This window comes from Streptococcus sp. Marseille-Q6379, from assembly GCF_965119505.1.
Genome location: NZ_CBCPLV010000001.1, coordinates 1,261,250 through 1,278,715 on the forward strand (window position 1 = coordinate 1,261,250; position 17,466 = coordinate 1,278,715).

The 17,466-nt window shown below is 38.9% G+C and carries 19 protein-coding genes, 1 tRNA gene and 1 other RNA gene; 9 read left to right on the forward strand and 12 right to left on the reverse strand.

What is annotated here, in order from left to right; all coding sequences use genetic code 11:
• Positions 1–191 precede the first annotated feature (191 nt).
• The 5 genes from ACWPVZ_RS06405 to ACWPVZ_RS06425 all read right to left on the reverse strand — a co-directional run bounded on the left by ACWPVZ_RS06405 (position 192) and on the right by ACWPVZ_RS06425 (position 4,037).
• Positions 192–1,484 (reverse strand): adenylosuccinate synthase, encoded by a 1,293-nt coding sequence (locus ACWPVZ_RS06405; RefSeq protein WP_002887072.1) that lies wholly within the window; start codon positions 1,482–1,484, stop codon positions 192–194.
• Between the two features lie 235 nt (positions 1,485–1,719).
• Positions 1,720–2,226: a DNA topology modulation protein gene (locus ACWPVZ_RS06410; protein WP_414341134.1), complete on the reverse strand. Its 507-nt coding sequence runs from the start codon at positions 2,224–2,226 to the stop codon at positions 1,720–1,722.
• Between the two features lie 187 nt (positions 2,227–2,413).
• Positions 2,414–2,486 (reverse strand) — tRNA-Lys (locus tag ACWPVZ_RS06415).
• Positions 2,487–2,682: non-coding RNA, 6S RNA (ssrS, locus tag ACWPVZ_RS06420), on the reverse strand.
• A gap of 86 nt (positions 2,683–2,768) precedes the next feature.
• Positions 2,769–4,037 carry a replication-associated recombination protein A gene (locus ACWPVZ_RS06425; protein WP_414341133.1) on the reverse strand — a complete coding sequence of 423 codons (1,269 nt, stop codon included), beginning with the start codon at positions 4,035–4,037 and terminating at the stop codon, positions 2,769–2,771.
• A gap of 169 nt (positions 4,038–4,206) precedes the next feature.
• Here ACWPVZ_RS06425 and rpmB point away from each other — a divergent pair, with 169 nt between their 5' ends.
• The 9 genes from rpmB to nrdG all read left to right on the forward strand — a co-directional run bounded on the left by rpmB (position 4,207) and on the right by nrdG (position 11,113).
• A complete protein-coding gene (gene rpmB / locus ACWPVZ_RS06430) occupies positions 4,207–4,395 on the forward strand; it encodes a 50S ribosomal protein L28 (protein ID WP_002885786.1) in 189 nt (62 codons plus the stop codon).
• 126 nt (positions 4,396–4,521) lie between these two features.
• Positions 4,522–4,788: an IreB family regulatory phosphoprotein gene (locus ACWPVZ_RS06435; RefSeq protein WP_002885737.1), complete on the forward strand. Its 267-nt coding sequence runs from the start codon at positions 4,522–4,524 to the stop codon at positions 4,786–4,788.
• On the forward strand, positions 4,788–5,207 hold the full coding sequence (gene ruvX / locus ACWPVZ_RS06440) for a Holliday junction resolvase RuvX (protein ID WP_002887078.1): 420 nt from the start codon (positions 4,788–4,790) through the stop codon (positions 5,205–5,207). Before ACWPVZ_RS06435 ends, ruvX begins: the two co-directional genes overlap by 1 nt.
• Positions 5,208–5,314: 107 nt before the next feature.
• Positions 5,315–5,620 carry a DUF1292 domain-containing protein gene (locus tag ACWPVZ_RS06445; protein ID WP_002887079.1) on the forward strand — a complete coding sequence of 102 codons (306 nt, stop codon included), beginning with the start codon at positions 5,315–5,317 and terminating at the stop codon, positions 5,618–5,620.
• Positions 5,621–5,830: 210 nt separating this feature from the next.
• Positions 5,831–7,477 carry a hypothetical protein gene (locus tag ACWPVZ_RS06450; protein WP_070576077.1) on the forward strand — a complete coding sequence of 549 codons (1,647 nt, stop codon included), beginning with the start codon at positions 5,831–5,833 and terminating at the stop codon, positions 7,475–7,477.
• A gap of 98 nt (positions 7,478–7,575) precedes the next feature.
• Positions 7,576–9,780 carry an anaerobic ribonucleoside-triphosphate reductase gene (gene nrdD / locus ACWPVZ_RS06455; RefSeq protein WP_414341131.1) on the forward strand — a complete coding sequence of 735 codons (2,205 nt, stop codon included), beginning with the start codon at positions 7,576–7,578 and terminating at the stop codon, positions 9,778–9,780.
• 89 nt (positions 9,781–9,869) lie between these two features.
• The gene (locus tag ACWPVZ_RS06460; protein ID WP_002885877.1) at positions 9,870–10,001 is read left to right on the forward strand and encodes a hypothetical protein; all 132 of its coding nucleotides are present in this window, start codon (positions 9,870–9,872) and stop codon (positions 9,999–10,001) included.
• Between the two features lies 1 nt (position 10,002).
• A complete protein-coding gene (locus ACWPVZ_RS06465; protein ID WP_414341130.1) occupies positions 10,003–10,503 on the forward strand; it encodes a GNAT family N-acetyltransferase in 501 nt (166 codons plus the stop codon).
• 4 nt (positions 10,504–10,507) lie between these two features.
• On the forward strand, positions 10,508–11,113 hold the full coding sequence (gene nrdG, locus ACWPVZ_RS06470; protein ID WP_002892115.1) for an anaerobic ribonucleoside-triphosphate reductase activating protein: 606 nt from the start codon (positions 10,508–10,510) through the stop codon (positions 11,111–11,113).
• Positions 11,114–11,144: 31 nt separating this feature from the next.
• Here the strand turns inward: nrdG and yaaA are convergent, their stop codons facing one another.
• The 7 genes from yaaA to ACWPVZ_RS06505 form a co-directional block, all read right to left on the reverse strand.
• Positions 11,145–11,876, reverse strand: a complete 732-nt coding sequence (gene yaaA / locus ACWPVZ_RS06475) for a peroxide stress protein YaaA (protein ID WP_037599334.1) — start codon at positions 11,874–11,876, stop codon at positions 11,145–11,147.
• Between the two features lie 86 nt (positions 11,877–11,962).
• Positions 11,963–12,904: a YitT family protein gene (locus tag ACWPVZ_RS06480; RefSeq protein ID WP_002892117.1), complete on the reverse strand. Its 942-nt coding sequence runs from the start codon at positions 12,902–12,904 to the stop codon at positions 11,963–11,965.
• Entirely contained in the window at positions 12,897–14,648 is a 1,752-nt protein-coding gene (gene aspS, locus ACWPVZ_RS06485; RefSeq protein ID WP_454381452.1) for an aspartate--tRNA ligase, read from the reverse strand. Before aspS ends, ACWPVZ_RS06480 begins: the two co-directional genes overlap by 8 nt.
• Positions 14,649–14,757: 109 nt before the next feature.
• Positions 14,758–15,180, reverse strand: a complete 423-nt coding sequence (locus ACWPVZ_RS06490) for a hypothetical protein (protein ID WP_070576091.1) — start codon at positions 15,178–15,180, stop codon at positions 14,758–14,760.
• Positions 15,181–15,187: 7 nt separating this feature from the next.
• Positions 15,188–16,468 carry a histidine--tRNA ligase gene (gene hisS, locus ACWPVZ_RS06495; protein WP_414341129.1) on the reverse strand — a complete coding sequence of 427 codons (1,281 nt, stop codon included), beginning with the start codon at positions 16,466–16,468 and terminating at the stop codon, positions 15,188–15,190.
• A 152-nt stretch (positions 16,469–16,620) separates the two neighbouring features.
• A complete protein-coding gene (locus ACWPVZ_RS06500; RefSeq protein WP_414341128.1) occupies positions 16,621–16,818 on the reverse strand; it encodes a hypothetical protein in 198 nt (65 codons plus the stop codon).
• Positions 16,799–17,458 carry a PTS transporter subunit EIIC gene (locus ACWPVZ_RS06505; RefSeq protein WP_414341127.1) on the reverse strand — a complete coding sequence of 220 codons (660 nt, stop codon included), beginning with the start codon at positions 17,456–17,458 and terminating at the stop codon, positions 16,799–16,801. Before ACWPVZ_RS06505 ends, ACWPVZ_RS06500 begins: the two co-directional genes overlap by 20 nt.
• Between the last annotated feature and the right edge of the window lie 8 nt (positions 17,459–17,466).

Consider the following 17,466-nt stretch of genomic DNA (forward strand, 5'->3'; position numbering starts at 1 on the left):
AGTAGGTTCTCATTAATTTTCATTTAATCAATCCATATTATACCGAAAAACTAATCAAATAGAAAGGTTTCTTTCCTAATCATATCGAAAAATTAGTAACCTTTTTTAACAGTTGCAATATTCATATTAATCTATATGTTTAAGGCGTGAGAAAAGAGAACCTAGTTTCCTAGATTCTCCTTTTGTTGGCTTTAGATATTTGACCAAACACTTTCAAGGATGTTTGTTTGTTCACGTCCTGGTCCTACAGAGAAAGTAGAGATACGTACACCTACCAATTCACCAACACGACGAACATAATTACGAGCATTTTCAGGAAGCTCATCTAAACTACGGCAACCTGTGATGTCTTCTTCCCAACCTGGCAATTCTTCATAGATTGGTTTACAACGTTTCAGTTGCTCAAGACTAGCTGGGTAGTAATCAATACGCTCACCATCAAGGTCATAAGCTACACAAATTTTTACAGTGTCAAGACCTGAGAGAACATCGATACAGTTCAAGCTGAGGTTTGTGATACCTGATACACGACGACTATGGCGCATCACCACTGAGTCAAACCATCCTACACGACGTGGACGTCCAGTTGTTGTTCCATATTCATGACCAACTTCACGGATGCGTTCACCCACTTCATCAAATAACTCAGTTGGGAAAGGACCATCACCAACACGACTCGTATAGGCCTTACATACACCAACTACCTTATTAATTTTAGATGGACCAACACCAGAACCGATTGTAACACCACCCGCAACTGGGTTTGATGACGTTACAAATGGGTAAGTACCTTGGTCAATATCAAGCATAACCCCTTGAGCTCCTTCAAAGAGGACACGTTTACCTGCATCAAGAGCGTCATTCAAGATAACGGATGTATCTGTGACATATTGCTTAATTTGTTGTCCGTAAGCGTAGTATTCTTCAAAAATCTCATCGAATGATAATTCTTCAGCTTCATACATCTTACTGAAAAGACGGTTTTTCTCAGCTAAGTTCGTTTTCAAACGATCAGCAAAGATTTCTTTGTCCAAAAGGTCTGCAATACGGATACCTACACGCGCAGCCTTATCCATATAGGCAGGACCAATACCTTTGTTAGTTGTACCAATCTTATTGTCACCTTTGGCGGCTTCTTGCAGTTGATCAAGTTTAATATGGTACGGCAAAATAACGTGTGCGCGGTCAGAAATACGAAGGCTCTCTGTTGACACACCTTCTGCATGAAGATATTCCAACTCTTTGACAAGTGATTTAGGATTGACCACTACACCGTTCCCGATAACAGAGATTTTCTCTGGGAAGAAAATACCTGATGGAATCAAGTGCAATTTAAATTTCTTACCATCGATAACAATCGTGTGACCTGCATTGTCTCCACCTTGATAACGTGCGATCACTTCGGCATCTTGACTTAGGAAATCTGTAATTTTCCCTTTACCTTCATCACCCCACTGGGTACCCACAACAACTACTGATGTCATATTATTTTGATAACGGACAGCTCCACCTTTACGAGGCTGTCCCCACCTTTCTTGAAAAACTTCACGGTGGGAATTTCACCCACAAGTTTTGCGTTACAGTTTATTATAGCAGAAAAAAGTCTATTTGTTCAACGTTGAAAGCGCTTCTTACAAAATATTCTGACAGTTATAGCTAAGATTGCAACTAGTTATTTACTATATATTTTTAACCTTGCTTCTTATGTATAACTATCAGCTATTTAACCTGCTTCATATAATTATTTAACTGCCTTTGATTCTTTAAAATAATTGTCTTGTCAGAATAATTTTTAACAACTGCATTATATCGCTCTACATATTTTTTAGAACGTCCGTCTAATAAAATCCATTTCACAAATGCAAAATCAAATTTTTCATTACAGCCTTCTGCCATGCTAGGACGTGTCTTTCCCCTATATGTTAAATAACGCCTAAACGCCCGATAGAGACAATTAACTCTGTTAAAGTTGAAATAGACAATACAGTCAGCTTCCCTCATACGTTCTTCATAAAGACAGGCCGAGTAATTCCCTTCAATAATCCAATCACTTTGTAGCATAAATGTTGATATATCGTCAGTCATTTCATCAACTGTTCGCTCTTGCCAATTTGATGTGAAATGAATTTTATCTAAATGAAGTACCTCACAATTGTAGTGTTGACCTAAAAAATTTGCCAAAGTCGACTTTCCAGAACCACTATAGCCAATGATTGCAATTTTCAACTCATGTCTCCTTTTTCAATTCTGTTTCTTGACTATTATCATAACACATAGCATATATTTAGAAGAAATTATTATTGGGAACAACTCTCGTTTAGACAAACAAGCACGTAAAGTTCTGTTTAAAGTGAGTTCTTTCTTAGAGAAATAAAAAAGAGACTTATAAGCAAGTCTCTTTCCGATATTAAGATACCCCCTACAGGGCTCGAACCTGTGACCCATGGATTAAGAGTCCACTGCTCTACCAACTGAGCTAAGGAGGCTGGATGCTGTATTGGTACCGATGATCCACGGTTTGTATTGAACCCGCGACGTAAAAAAGCAGGTGGGCGACTCGCTACTAACTTCAGTTGCTTCTGGGTGAGCCAGCCTGCACACTGTTAATAGACCTCTGTCTCCCGATAATACAAAAATTAGTCGGTCAACACTTATATGTGGATTCGTATACCACAGCAATTTCTATGTTTTTATAATACCACTTTTGAAAATTATTGCAAGAGGAAAAATCAATTTTTTTGCAATCGTTTTCGTTGATTCCTCTCGCATTATCTAGATAACTTATCGATTCGGTCTTTATTAGCTCCAAGAGCTCTTTCATATTTCCCGGTTTCATTGGGTTGGAAATAATTCACACCTCTTAATTTATCCGGAAGGTATTGTTGCTTGACCCACTTTTCAGGATAAGCATGGGGATACTTGTAATCTTGTGCATTGCCCAGTTCCTTACTTCCAGCATAGTGCCCATCTCTCAAATGACGAGGAATCGGTAAATTTCCTGATTTTCTAAGGTCTGCCAAGGCAGCATCCATAGCCATATAAGCAGAATTCGACTTAGGAGATAAAGCTAAGTCAACAACTACATTGGCTATCAAAATACGCGCCTCTGGGAAACCTACTTTCTGTGCAGCTTCCAAAGCTGTAACCGTGTGAACTTGCGCATCAGGATTAGCTAAACCAATATCCTCGTATGCAATCACAGTCAAGCGCCGCGCTAGACTAGGGAGATCTCCTGCTTCAATCAAACGCGCTGCATAATGAAGACTGGCATTAACATCAGAGCCTCGAATAGATTTTTGCAAAGCAGAGAGCACATCATAGTGTCCATCACCGTCTTTATCCATGGTGATATAGCTACGTTGTAAACTATTTTCCACTGTATCTAAAGTAATATGGCGAAGCCCATCTTCTGAAGCTGGCGTCGACATGACAGCTAGATCCAACGAATTATAAGCTGAACGTAAATCACCATTAGTAGCTGTAGCAATAAAATCTAGAGCATCATCATCTAACTGGACATCAAAGTCAAAACCACGCTCCTTGTCCTCTAAAACACCTAGGATAGCTTCCTTAATATCCTCGTTAGAGAGTGGTTCCAACTCAAATATTTGTACACGACTACGGATGGCTGGTGTTACAGAAAAAAACGGATTCTCCGTTGTAGCCCCAATCATGATAATATTACCATTCTCTAAGAGTGGTAATAAAAAGTCTTGTTTAGCTTTATCTAAACGATGAATCTCATCTAGGAGCAGAACTAAGCCACCTGAAAATTTAGCCTCTTCCGCAATTTCCTGCAGGCGTTTCTTGCTATCAACTGTAGCATTAAAGGTTCTAAAAGCAAATTTTGTTGTTCCTGCAATAGCACTAGCTATTGAGGTCTTCCCGATTCCTGGTGGCCCGTAGAGAATCATTGACGATAGCATATTAGCTTCTACCATACGGCGAATAATTTTACCTTCACCAACCAGATGCTTCTGACCAATCACCTCTGAAATTGTACGTGGACGCATGCGTAGAGCAAGATTATCTGGCATCTTCTCTCCTTTTTTAACTGATTTTTTCTTATTATAATAAGCATATACTATTTTGTTACAAAAAGAAATCATAAATAGTTCTTGTCAAACCTAAATTCTTATGATAGAATGTTTTGGTATGTGGTGCTAGCACATCCGTAATAAATTCTACCTAGGAGGAAAACACGAAATGGCTAAAGTATGTTACTTTACAGGACGTAAAACTGTTTCTGGAAACAACCGTTCACACGCTATGAACAAAACTAAACGTGCCGTTAAACCTAACCTTCAAAAAGTTACTATCCTTGTTGATGGTAAACCTAAAAAAGTTTGGGCTTCAGCTCGTGCGCTTAAATCTGGTAAAGTTGAACGCGTTTAATCTTATTGGATATTAAGAGAGATGACTTTAGTCGTCTCTTTTTTTATTTATCATCTTTCCCTTTTGGGTATACTTATGTTATAATAAAGAACTAACAGATAATTCTTATAGAAAGAAGGTGTCAGTATGGGATTTACAGATGAAACTGTTCGTTTCAACCTAGACGACGGTAGCAAAGATGAAATCAGTAATACTTTGACAAATGTCTACCGTTCGTTGGCTGAGAAAGGTTATAATCCTATCAACCAAATCGTCGGTTATGTTCTGAGCGGTGACCCTGCTTATGTTCCGCGTTATAATGACGCCCGTAACCAGATTCGTAAATACGAACGTGATGAAATCGTTGAAGAACTCGTTCGCTATTATCTTAAAGGAAATGGAATTGACCTCTAATGCGAGTAATGGGACTTGATGTTGGCTCAAAAACAGTAGGAGTTGCGATTAGTGACCCCCTCGGTTTTACAGCCCAAGGCGTTGAAATTATCAAAATTGACGAGGAGGCTGAAGAGTTTGGTTTCGACCGACTAGGCGAGCTCGTTAAAGAATATAAGGTAGAAAAATTTGTTGTTGGTCTTCCTAAAAACATGAATAACACTGAAGGACCACGTGTTGAGGCAAGCAAAGCCTATGGTGACAAAATCAAGGAAATCTTTGGAATTCCTGTAGATTACCAAGACGAGCGCTTGACAACTGTTCAAGCCGAGCGTATGTTAGTTGAACAAGCAGATGTCAGCCGTGGAAAACGTAAAAAAGTTATTGATAAATTAGCTGCCCAACTTATTCTACAAAACTACCTCGATCGAATGTTTTAAGAAAGTGTAATAGAGACCTAATAGTCAAGTGACAATCTAGTAAACTGACAAGCAAATATACTAGATTTTCCTCACTATTCAGCGCTCTCTTCAAAAAGGAGAACAATATGTCACACAATCACGACCACAACCATGATCATGAAGTCATCACTTTAGTAGACGAACAAGGAAATGAAACACTTTTTGAAATCTTGTTGACTATTGATGGACGCGAAGAATTTGGTAAAAACTATGTTCTTTTAGTACCAGCTGGTGCTGAAGAAGATGCTAATGGAGAAATCGAAATACAAGCATACTCATTCACTGAAAATGAAGACGGTACTGAAGGCGACCTTCAACCAATCCCTGAAGATTCAGATGCTGAATGGGATATGATTGAAGAAGTTTTCAATAGCTTTATCGACGAAAACTAAAAATATTCAATGCCATAGGCAAAGAATTGGCTTGTTAAAAAGAGATTGGGATATTGTATTTCAGTCTCTTTTTTAGATATTTTTTATTAAATGTAAGAAATTAGAGGAAAATTGACTAAATGGTATTATCTGATATACTTTAAATAAGACAATTAGGAGGCAAGACCCTTCTATTTATAACTTTCCAAATGTCAACAAAGGAGTTTAATTGTGAGTCCATACAACGAAGACAATACTGTAGATTCAAGTGGCTACCAAGGTTATCATCGAAGCCACCATCGATCTCATACACAAGATAGTCAATCCGAAAAGATTGAAGTGACAATTCAAGGACATACCGAAGAATCAGATTCTTCTCAAATAGAGAAAAAAACTAAGATCTCACTTCCATGGAAGCATAAAGGTCATATCCTGATTTTCAGTTTGATCTTAAGTATTTTTAGTATATCAGTTCCCTGCTTTACAGACTTTGCCAATAATATACAGTCTCAAAACCTTTATATTGCAAAAATGTTTGCCAATGGTAGCTTACCTTACTCTGACTTTTTTGCGACAGGTGGATTCTTTTATTACCTCCTGGTTTCTCTGGCTTTCCGTTTAGGATCAACGCTTTGGCTAATTCCTATACAATTCCTCGCCTACTATCTTTCTGGTAGTTACCTTTACAAGACTGTCATGCACATGACAAGTAAGAAGGAAATTGCCACTCTAATTAGTATTATTTTCTATGTCACTAATGGAACACTTGGTTTTGGTGGGCTTTACCCTATCCAATTTGCTATGCCTTTTGTCCTAGGTGCAATCTTCTTCTTAACTCGTTACTTTGCGGGTCATAGTCGTGACGAAGCCTTTATTCTTTACGGCTTTGCTGGAACTGCCGGGGCCCTCTTTGAAGCTCGAACTCTTATTTTCTGGATATTGTCACTTGTGACAATATTCGTTTACAACCTTGTCAACAAACACTTTGCTCGTGGTTTTTATCAAGTTCTTTGTATTGTTTTTGGTAATATTCTAGTATTGTATCTATGTCTTTACTTTATCCTTAATTTACAAATTACATCGGACTACATTAACCAAGTTTTGGTTTACAACTTTACACAACTCGCTGTAGAAAAAAATGACTTTCTACTTACATTAGCCTATCAAAGCTTTGCTGTTTTAGGCTCTGGGTTACTTATTGGTGCACTTACTACAAGCAACCACCTTCTTGGCGAGGCTAAAGATAAGAGCATCAAGTGGGTACTGCTCCTTAGTTTTATCTTTACAGTGGTTTACAGCTTATTCTCTCAAAGCTTTGGACTTTACAGTATGCTCAATATCGTACCTTATGGTCTAGTCTTAACAGCACTTTCTTTAGATGATGCTATTAAAAAGAGAGCAGAGCGAACTTCTCACCGACGTCGTAATGGTAACCAGATTCACACACTTAAAGTTTTTGGTATCTTCCTTAGCCGTAATTACTTCTTACCTATTGCAGTCTTTGCATTCGCTTTTGCGATGCCAATCATTATGTTCCTATTTAATTTAGGAAATAATACTGAACGTAGTACTGTTGCAAATTACCTCTCTAAAAATACCAAGAAAGATGAAACGATTTACGTTTACGATTCCTCAGCAAAGATTTATTTGGAAAGCAGTCGTAAAGCAGCCTCACAATTTGTTCTTCCAGAACTTAACACAGCTAAATCTAGTCATCAGAAAGCTCTTTCGGATACTATTATCCAAGATTCAGCACAATATATCGTTGTCCAACAGGATACACAACTACCTTCTGAGGTTAAATCTACACTTTCAAAAAACTATAAAAAGGCCCCTGTAAAAGGCGTTAAACGATACACTGTTTATGTCCTAAAATAGGTCAAAAAATCAATATATAGTGGTTGGAATAAAAATATACCACAATATATTGATTTTTTTTTGCCTAGTGCTATAATTAGTAACGAGGTGATTTTTAGATGATTACATTAGAAAAAGAAAAGGTTACAACCAACCCTGATATCAAAGTCATCAAACGTGATGGTCGTATGGTTGTCTTTGATTCAAGTAAAATATATGAAGCTATTCTCAAAGCGAGTGAAGCTATTACACCTATCACACCCTTAATTGAAGCAAAGTTGGAGGGAATTGCCAACCGTATTGTTGCTGAAATCAATGACCGCTTCACTCAAAATATCAAAATATATGAAATCCAAAGCATTGTAGAGCACGAGTTACTCGAAGCTAACGAATATACTATCGCTCAAGAATATATTAACTATCGTACCAAACGTGATTTTGAGCGTTCTCAGGCTACTGACATTAATTTCACCATCAGTAAACTTGTTAATAAAGATCAAGCTGTTGTTCATGAAAATGCTAATAAAGATAGCGACCTTTACAATACACAACGTGATTTAACCGCAGGAATTGTCGGAAAATCTGTAGGACTTAAAATGCTTCCTCCACACGTGGCAAATGCTCATCAAAAGGGAGATATCCATTTCCACGATTTAGACTATAGCCCCTACACACCTATGACCAACTGTTGTTTGATTGACTTCAAAGGCATGTTGGCAAATGGTTTTAAAATTGGTAACGCAGAAGTTGAAAGTCCTAAATCCATTCAAACTGCAACAGCACAAATTTCACAAATCATCGCAAATGTTGCCTCTAGTCAATATGGTGGCTGTACTGCTGACCGTATCGATGAGTTTTTAGCTCCTTACGCAAAACTTAACTACAAAAAACACTTAGCTGATGCTAAAGAGTGGGTAGCTGAAGAAAAACGTGAAGATTATGCACGCGCCAAAACGCGTAAAGATATCTACGATGCTATGCAATCTCTTGAATATGAGATTAATACGCTTTTCACTTCAAATGGACAGACTCCCTTTACCTCTCTAGGTTTCGGTTTGGGAACAAGCTGGTTTGAGCGTGAAATCCAAAAGGCTATCCTACAAGTTCGTATTTTAGGACTTGGCTCCGAACACCGTACAGCTATTTTCCCTAAACTGATTTTTACCTTAAAACGTGGACTTAACTTAGAGCCTAGCTCACCTAACTACGATATTAAGCAACTAGCTCTTGAATGTGCAACAAAGCGTATGTACCCGGATGTCCTATCATATGACAAAGTCATTGAATTGACGGGTTCCTTCAAGGCTCCTATGGGATGTCGTTCCTTCCTACAGGGGTGGAAGGATGAAAATGGTGTTGAAGTTAATTCTGGACGAATGAATCTGGGGGTTGTAACCCTTAATCTTCCTCGAATTGCCTTAGAATCTAAGGGAGACCAAGATAAATTTTGGGAAATTTTTGAAGAAAGAATGGGAATTGCCAAAGATGCACTCGTTTATCGAGTTGAACGTGTCAAAGAAGCTACACCTGCTAATGCGCCTATACTTTATCAGTATGGGGCCTTTGGCCAACGTCTAGGTAAATTCGACAATGTAGATCAACTCTTCAAACATCGCCGTGCAACCGTATCACTTGGTTATATTGGGCTTTATGAAGTAGCATCTGTTTTTTATGGTAGTGACTGGGAGACAAATCTAGAAGCCAAGGCATTTTCTTTAAATATCGTAAAAGCTATGAAAAATGCTTGTGAAGGTTGGTCTGACGAATATGATTATCATTTCTCTGTTTATTCAACACCATCAGAAAGTTTGACTGATCGCTTCTGTCGTTTGGATACCGAAAAATTCGGTGTCGTGACTGATATCACAGATAAAGAATATTACACCAACTCTTTCCACTACGATGTTCGTAAAAATCCAACACCATTTGAAAAATTAGAATTCGAAAAAGCTTACCCAGAAGCTGGCGCAACTGGTGGATTCATCCATTATTGTGAATATCCAGTCCTCCAGCAAAACCCTAAAGCACTCGAAGCTGTCTGGGACTTTGCTTATGACCGTGTCGGTTATCTTGGAACGAATACTCCAATAGATAAATGCTACAAGTGTGACTTTGAAGGGGACTTCACCCCAACAGAACGTGGATTCATGTGTCCTAACTGTGGCAACACAGATCCTAAAACAGTTGATGTTGTCAAACGTACTTGCGGTTATCTAGGAAATCCACAGGCACGCCCAATGGTTAAAGGACGCCACAAAGAAATCTCAGCTCGAGTCAAACACATGAACGGTTCAACCATAAAATATGAAGGTAAACACCTTTAATACGACCTAGAATACATTATAATAAACTAGAAGCAGCTGGATGATACCTTCCAACTGCTTTGCTTATTTCATTTTTAGAAAGGAATATTATGGGAAAATATCAATTAGATTATAAAGGTATGCAACAAGTGGAACGTTACCACGAAAAAAATGCAACCGTCAAAAATGATAAAAAAGCACGTGTCCAAGCCCTTTTGAAAAAAGCTGGAAAGAAGAAGTAATATGATTTTACGCCGTCCAAGTCAAACAGATAAAGAAGCTATCTTAGAGATGATGGCTGAATTTGAAAGGGAGCAAGCTGCTCATGATGGTGGATTTTGGAACGCCAACAATTTTGTTTATGAAGAGTGGCTAGAAGAAAATCTTCAAGCGGAAGCGGGACTCAATATTCCTGAAAACTGGGTTCCTGCTATCCAGCTGGTTAGTTTTGACGTAGCAGGCCAGGCTCTTGGCTTTCTCAACCTTCGTCTCCGATTAAATGACTACTTACTAGAAAAAGGGGGCCATATCGGCTACTCCATTCGTCCATCTGAAAGAGGTAAGGGCTATGCTAAAGAGGCCCTCCGCCAAGGTTTACAAGTTGCTAAGGAAAAGAATATCAAACGAGCTCTGGTAACTTGTAGCACAGAAAACCCTGCTAGCCAAGCTGTTATATTGGCCAACGGTGGTCAGTTGGAGGACATTCGCCATGAAACTGAGCGCTATTGGATAGATTTGGAGTAGAATAATGACATGGAATACACCAAAACCACAAGAATGGAAGTCTGAAGAACTTAGCCAAGGACGCATTATTGACTACAAAGCTTTTAACTTCGTTGATGGTGAAGGCGTACGTAATTCGCTTTACGTCTCTGGTTGCATGTTTCATTGCAAGGGATGCTATAATGCTGCTACCTGGTCATTTAAGGCAGGTATTCCCTATACCAAAGAACTTGAAGAACAAATCATGCTTGACCTAGCTCAACCTTACGTACAAGGTCTCACGCTACTTGGTGGTGAACCCTTCCTAAACACAGGAATTCTCATTCCCCTAGTCAAACGCATTCGTAAGGAACTCCCGGAAAAAGATATCTGGTCTTGGACTGGGTATACTTGGGAGGAGTTGATGCTTGAAACCCCTGATAAACTAGAACTTCTTCAACTCGTTGATATTCTCGTTGACGGCCGCTTTGACATCACTAAAAAGAATCTTATGCTCCAGTTTCGAGGATCATCTAATCAACGTATTATTGATGTCAAAAAATCTCTTGATCAAGGAGCAGTCGTTATTTGGGACAAACTAAATGACGGTCAAACTAACTATGAACAAGTTGATCGTAAAGATATGCTATAAGAAAAAGTCTGAGTTGATAACTCAGACTTTTTTAGACTATTTTAACAAAAACTAGCTCATTGTTAGAGGATAAATCCTCACGATAGTTAAAATCATCAAAAGACAATTTTCGTAAAGCATTAATCGTTTGACAATTCTCCTCCATAACAGCTGTCAAAAAAGCCCCTCTTGCCTTTTTGGATATCGTAGAGTGAGTCTTAAGAACCCCATTGCGGTCTTCCATAAAGCTAACCGTGAATAACTGCTTACGAAGAGTTGGACTAAAAACATCTTCAAATTCACTTGAAAGCAAAGAAACAACTGGAACTTGACTCTCCTCTAGAAATTGGTCATATTCAGCACGCCAATAGTTTTTTAAGGACTGACCATTAACCTTGATCTTCGTATGAAAGTCATGACGATGTTCTTGAATCGGGTAAAAAGCGGGAATGATTCCATAAAAAGAAGATGTGATGAATACTTGTTGGCCTAAGAAATCTTTTTCATATGTGGATAAGTCACTACGTTTGATGTGACGATACATCAGTCCATTAAAAAGCTCGACAGCCGGATAGTTCTTCGCTTCTCCAGACAAAATCGCAGCCCAGCGCTGCTTCTCTTTCTCAGCCTGCTCAGGCTTTATTTTATAAGCTGTGGACAATTCATCTGTGGATAATTTTGCCATTTCAGTTAGGATAGCCGCACTCTTTTCAGATAATTTTTGAGACGGAACTTCCTTACTGGCCTTCATTTCTTTTGCGGTTGGAATTAAAAATCTAATCATACTGATATTGTAAAGTCAAGCAAGCATTTCGTCAAGAATTCTATCCAACAAAAAAGAAGCTAACGTTCGTCAACTTTCTTTTTTTGTTAGTCATCTAAATCAACAAAACGACCTAGAATATGTACATTTTCTGCAATGGAGACAAAGGCTTTAGGGTCTGCTTTTCTCATATAATGCTTGAAGTCAGTATACTCTTCACGCGTAATAATCGCCAATAATACGGCTTTCTTTTCGTGATTATATGTTCCTTCCGCATCATTAATCAACGTTACTCCACGGTGGAGTTTCTTCTGGATCATTCGTACAACTGGATCTGGATTACTTGTAACAATCATAGCCTGCATTTTCTTTTGTTTAGTGAAAATCGCATCCGTTACTCGACTAGAAACAAAAATCGTAACCATTGAATAGAGAGCGTATTTCCAACCAAAAAGAATGCCCGCAAAAACCATGATAATCCCATTGACAATCAAGGAGATATTACCAACATCACGGCCTGTTTTCTTACGAATAGTGAGGCTAACGATATCCGTCCCTCCGCTAGAGATACGAGATTTTAAACCGAAACCAATCCCTGTTCCCATGACCAAACCACCAAAGATAGCATTGATCAAAGGATCCTCTGTCAAGGTTACATGTGGCATCACCTGAATAAAAAGGGAACTCATCGTTACTGTAATGAAGGTAAAGATAGTAAATTTATGGCCAATCTTATACCAAGCCAAAATCAAGAGAGGGATATTAATCGCGTAGAAAGTCAATGATACTGGTATCTCAAAGCCCAAAGTTCTAACACTCAATGCCGATAAAACCTGTGCCAAACCTGTCGCTCCACTGGAGTAAACATGTCCAGGTTGAAAAAAGAAATTAACAGCGATTGACGATAAGAGCCCATAAAGTAAAGACGCTGAGACTTTTTCAGTATACTTTTCACGGGAAATACTACGAACAGCCTGCAAAACGCCCATTCTCTTCGCAGACTTTTTCGCTACAAATTTAACATGTTTATGAAGAGGTGCTTTATTCATTTTCTAAATCTACATGAAGGGCAAGTTCTTCCAACTGTTTATCAGCCACAAGACTTGGAGCCTGAGTCATAGGATCTGATGCCTTATTATTTTTAGGGAAGGCAATCACTTCACGGATATTATCTTTACCTGCAAGAAGCATAACAAAACGGTCAAGACCGATAGCCAAACCACCATGTGGTGGGAAACCATAGTCCATAGCTTCAAGAAGGAATCCAAATTGCTCGTAGGCTGATTCTTCAGAGAAGCCAAGGGCTTTCAACATACGTTCCTGTAGGTCTTTATGATTGATACGTAGACTACCCCCACCAAGCTCATAGCCATTCAAGACAATATCATAAGCCACAGCACGAACCTTGGAAAGATCACCTTCAAGCTCTGCTACAGAATCTTCTGTTGGCAAAGTAAATGGGTGGTGAGCAGACATATAGCGTCCTTCTTCTTCAGACCACTCAAACATTGGCCAATCGACAACCCAAAGGAAGTTGAACTTAGTATTGTCAATCATGTCAAGTTCTTTAGCAATCTGATTACGCAAAGCACCAAGTGTGTTATTAGCAATTTCAAGAGTATCTGCTACAAAAAGAACTAGATCATTCTCTTCAAGGTGTAAAGCACCTGTCAACTTTTCTTCAATACTTGTCAAGAATTTAGCAACTGGACCAGCTAGAGCTCCGTCAGTCATCTTAACCCAAGCAAGACCTTTAGCGCCAAATTGTTTGGCAAACTCTGTCAACTTGTCAATGCTTTTACGTGAGTATTTGTCTGCATTTCCTTTGACAACAATTGCCTTAACAGCTGGTGCCTCAGCAAACACTTTGAAGTCTACACCCTTGACAACCTCTGTCAAGTCTTGTAAAAGCATGTCAAAGCGTGTATCTGGCTTGTCAGAACCATAGTTATTCATGGCATCATCATAAGACATACGTGGGAATGGTAGTGTAACTTCAATCCCTTTAGTTTCTTTCATGACCTTAGCAATCAACCCTTCAGTAATATCTTGGATTTCTTGCTCATTAAGGAATGAGGTTTCCAAGTCAACTTGTGTAAACTCAGGTTGACGATCTCCACGCAAATCTTCATCACGGAAACACTTAACAATTTGATAATAACGGTCAAAACCAGCATTCATTAATAACTGTTTAGTGATTTGAGGACTTTGCGGAAGAGCATAAAAGTGGCCTTGGCTAACACGGCTTGGAACCAAGTAATCACGAGCACCTTCTGGTGTAGATTTTGTCAACATTGGTGTTTCAACATCGATAAATTCCAAGTCATCAAGATAATTACGGATGGCGTGAGTTACCTTTGCACGGAGCTTAAAGTTTTCCAACATCTCTGGACGACGAAGATCCAAGTAGCGGTAACGCATACGTGTATCATCACTAGCCTCAACACCATCTTTGATTTCAAATGGTGTTGTTTTGGCAGTATTAAGGACTTTAAGGTCTTCAACTTTAAGTTCGACAGCACCTGTAGGCAAGTTATCATTAGCTTGTTCACGCGCTTCAACAGTTCCTGTTACTTCAATAACAAATTCGCTACGCAAGCTCTCAGCTGTTTCAACCACAGTTGCATCCACATTCTCAGGGTTAACAACCAACTGCATCAAACCTTCACGGTCACGAAGATCGATGAAAATCAAACCTCCGAGGTTACGACGGCGAGATACCCAACCTTTCAAAGTAATAGTAGTTCCGATGTGTTCACTACGAACACGTCCGGCATACATAGAACGTTCCATAAATACACTTCTTTCGTTAATTTTTTAGTCTTAACTATTATAGCAAAAAGCCCATCAAAACCCCACCCATTTCAGGTTAGAATTTTAATAGACTTTCTTTTTTATCAAACTATTTGCCAAATTGTTTCAACAAATCACTAGTATCCACGTAATCTTCAGCAAACTCTTCAAACTCTTCAAAACGATAATCAGCTGTTTCTAAGTCAAGTAAACTATTCCAGCGGAAACCGTAAACATCTTCAATGATAACACTAAGTTCATCAGTTTCCTCGTCTACCTGCCATCCCAAATAACGTTCCTGAGTTTCAAAACTCAAGACTACATCTTGACAATCTTGACGCCAAACTTGACCAAGTAATTGCTGACACATCGCATGATCACTTGCAGGCTCATCATTAAACCAAGTAATTTCATGCTTATCAAGAAAAGCAATCAACTGCCAAAACTGTTGTTGGAAACGAATAGGCATACTACGATCAAAAGCCAAACTAAACTTTTCACTCCGTTTGAGCATATCAACTATACTAATCATATGCCCCCTACTTTTCTAACTGTTTGAGGACTGCTGCAAAGTTCTTAGTTAGCTCTTCGAAACTTACAGTAACTTCCTCACGAGTAGCATTATTTTTGACATTAACTTGACCTGACTCCACTTCACTCTCACCTAATGTGATAACAGTCTTGGCCTTGAAGGTATCTGCTGACTTGAATTGTGCCTTAATCTTCCGTCCAAGGTAATCACGTTCAGCTTTAAATCCTTGATAGCGGATAGCTTGAACTAACTCAAGAGCTTTACCATTAGCACCTGAACCAAGTACTGCAATGTAAACATCTAGACTTTCTTCCACCGGAAGTTCAATACCTTGTTTATCAATAACCAAAAGCAAGCGTTCTAAACCAAGTCCAAAACCAAAACCAGCTGTTTCTGGACCACCGAAGTATTCAACCAAACTATCGTAACGACCGCCTGCACAGATTGTCAATTCAGACTTATCAATAGTGGTAATAAATTCAAAAATCGTGTGGTTGTAGTAATCAAGACCACGTACCATATTAGTATCAATCACATAAGGAATGTTAAGACTATCGAGCATGGCACGCACTTCGTCAAAGTGCGCTTGACTTTCGTCATCTAAATAATCAAGAATAGAGGGTGCATTTTCAACTGCAACCTTATCTTCTTTTTCTTTTGAATCGAGTACTCGCAAAGGATTTTCATCCAAACGGCGCTGACTATCTTTTGATAAAGTATCACGCATTGGTGTCAAGTAGTCAATCAAGGCCTGACGATAAGCCAGACGACTCTCAGTATTTCCAAGGCTATTCAAATGAAGGGTGACTTCCTTGATGCCAAGCGTATTAAAGAGTTGGTAGGCCATAGCAATGGTTTCAACATCTGTGGCTGGATTTTTTGATCCAAAGCACTCTACACCTAGTTGGTGGAACTCACGCAAGCGTCCTGCTTGAGGACGTTCATAACGGAACATTGATCCAATATAATAAACTTTAACGGGTTTTTGAACCTCTGGCGCAAAGAGTTTATTTTCTACATAAGAGCGTACAACCGGTGCTGTTCCTTCTGGACGAAGTGTGATATGACGGTCTCCCTTATCATGAAAATCGTACATTTCCTTAGTAACGATGTCAGTTGTATCACCTACTGAACGTGAAATGACCTCGTAATGTTCAAACATAGGTGTACGAATTTCACCATAATTGTATTTCTTAAATGTTTCACGTGCAACATTTTCTACGTACTGCCATTTAGCACTATCAGCAGGTAAAATATCCTGCGTTCCCTTAGGTTTTTGAAGTTTCATAATGATGATACAGGTCTCAAATAGACCTGCCCTCCTTTTCCGTTATTACAGATATAATCACTCTATTCTATCATAATTTACATAGCTTTTGGGAAATGGTAGAGGTTTTTTCAACGTAAGAAAGAAACAGACCTCTCGGCCTGCCACAATCATTAATCTTCTTTATAAAGAACGAAGGTCACAATAAAAGATATCACAACAGAAATTACAAGACCTGCAATAGCTGTGTAAAAATATTTAAGTGTATCTTCACCGATATAGGCTGCAATCGTCAAGAGACCTGGGGAAGCACCTGCAAAATTTCTCGCACCTAAAATACCAAGGAAGAAGCTACCTACTCCCCCCTGCAACAATAGATCCTATGAGGGCAGCTTTATTTTGCAAAGTTACCCCATAAAGAGCCGGTTCCGTAATCCCACAAATTGCAGTAATTCCAGCAGATGAAGCCAGAGCTTTTTCATTGGTATCCTTAGTTTTTAAAGCAATAGCAAGGGCTACTCCCCCCTGAGCCACATTCGAAGCCAAAGCACCTGGCTGTGCAATCGTATCATACCCAATAGTCATACGGTTATTAATTCCAATAGATACTAAGCCATAGTGAGTTCCTGTAGTAACCATTAATGGGAAGGTTGCCCCTACAATTGTTGGAACAACCCATGAACCAAAGTTTTCCAACCACTTAAAGAAATCACCCAACCAGTTACCAATGACAGCACCACCTGGACCTAAAATCAAAAGTGTTACGATTGCAGTGATCAAGGTCGTAATCATAGGCACCAAGAAAAATTTAACAGCCTTTGATGAAATTTTAATTGCATTGCGCTCCACATAACTCATAAACCAAACTGCCAAAATAACAGGAATAACCGTTGATGAGTAAGAAGTTAATGTAAGAGGAATACTAAAGAAAGAGACGCCATGACCTGATTCCTTGGCAGTTGTCACAATCTGCGTAAAAGTTGGGTGTAATAAAATAGCACCAATCAACATCCCCAATT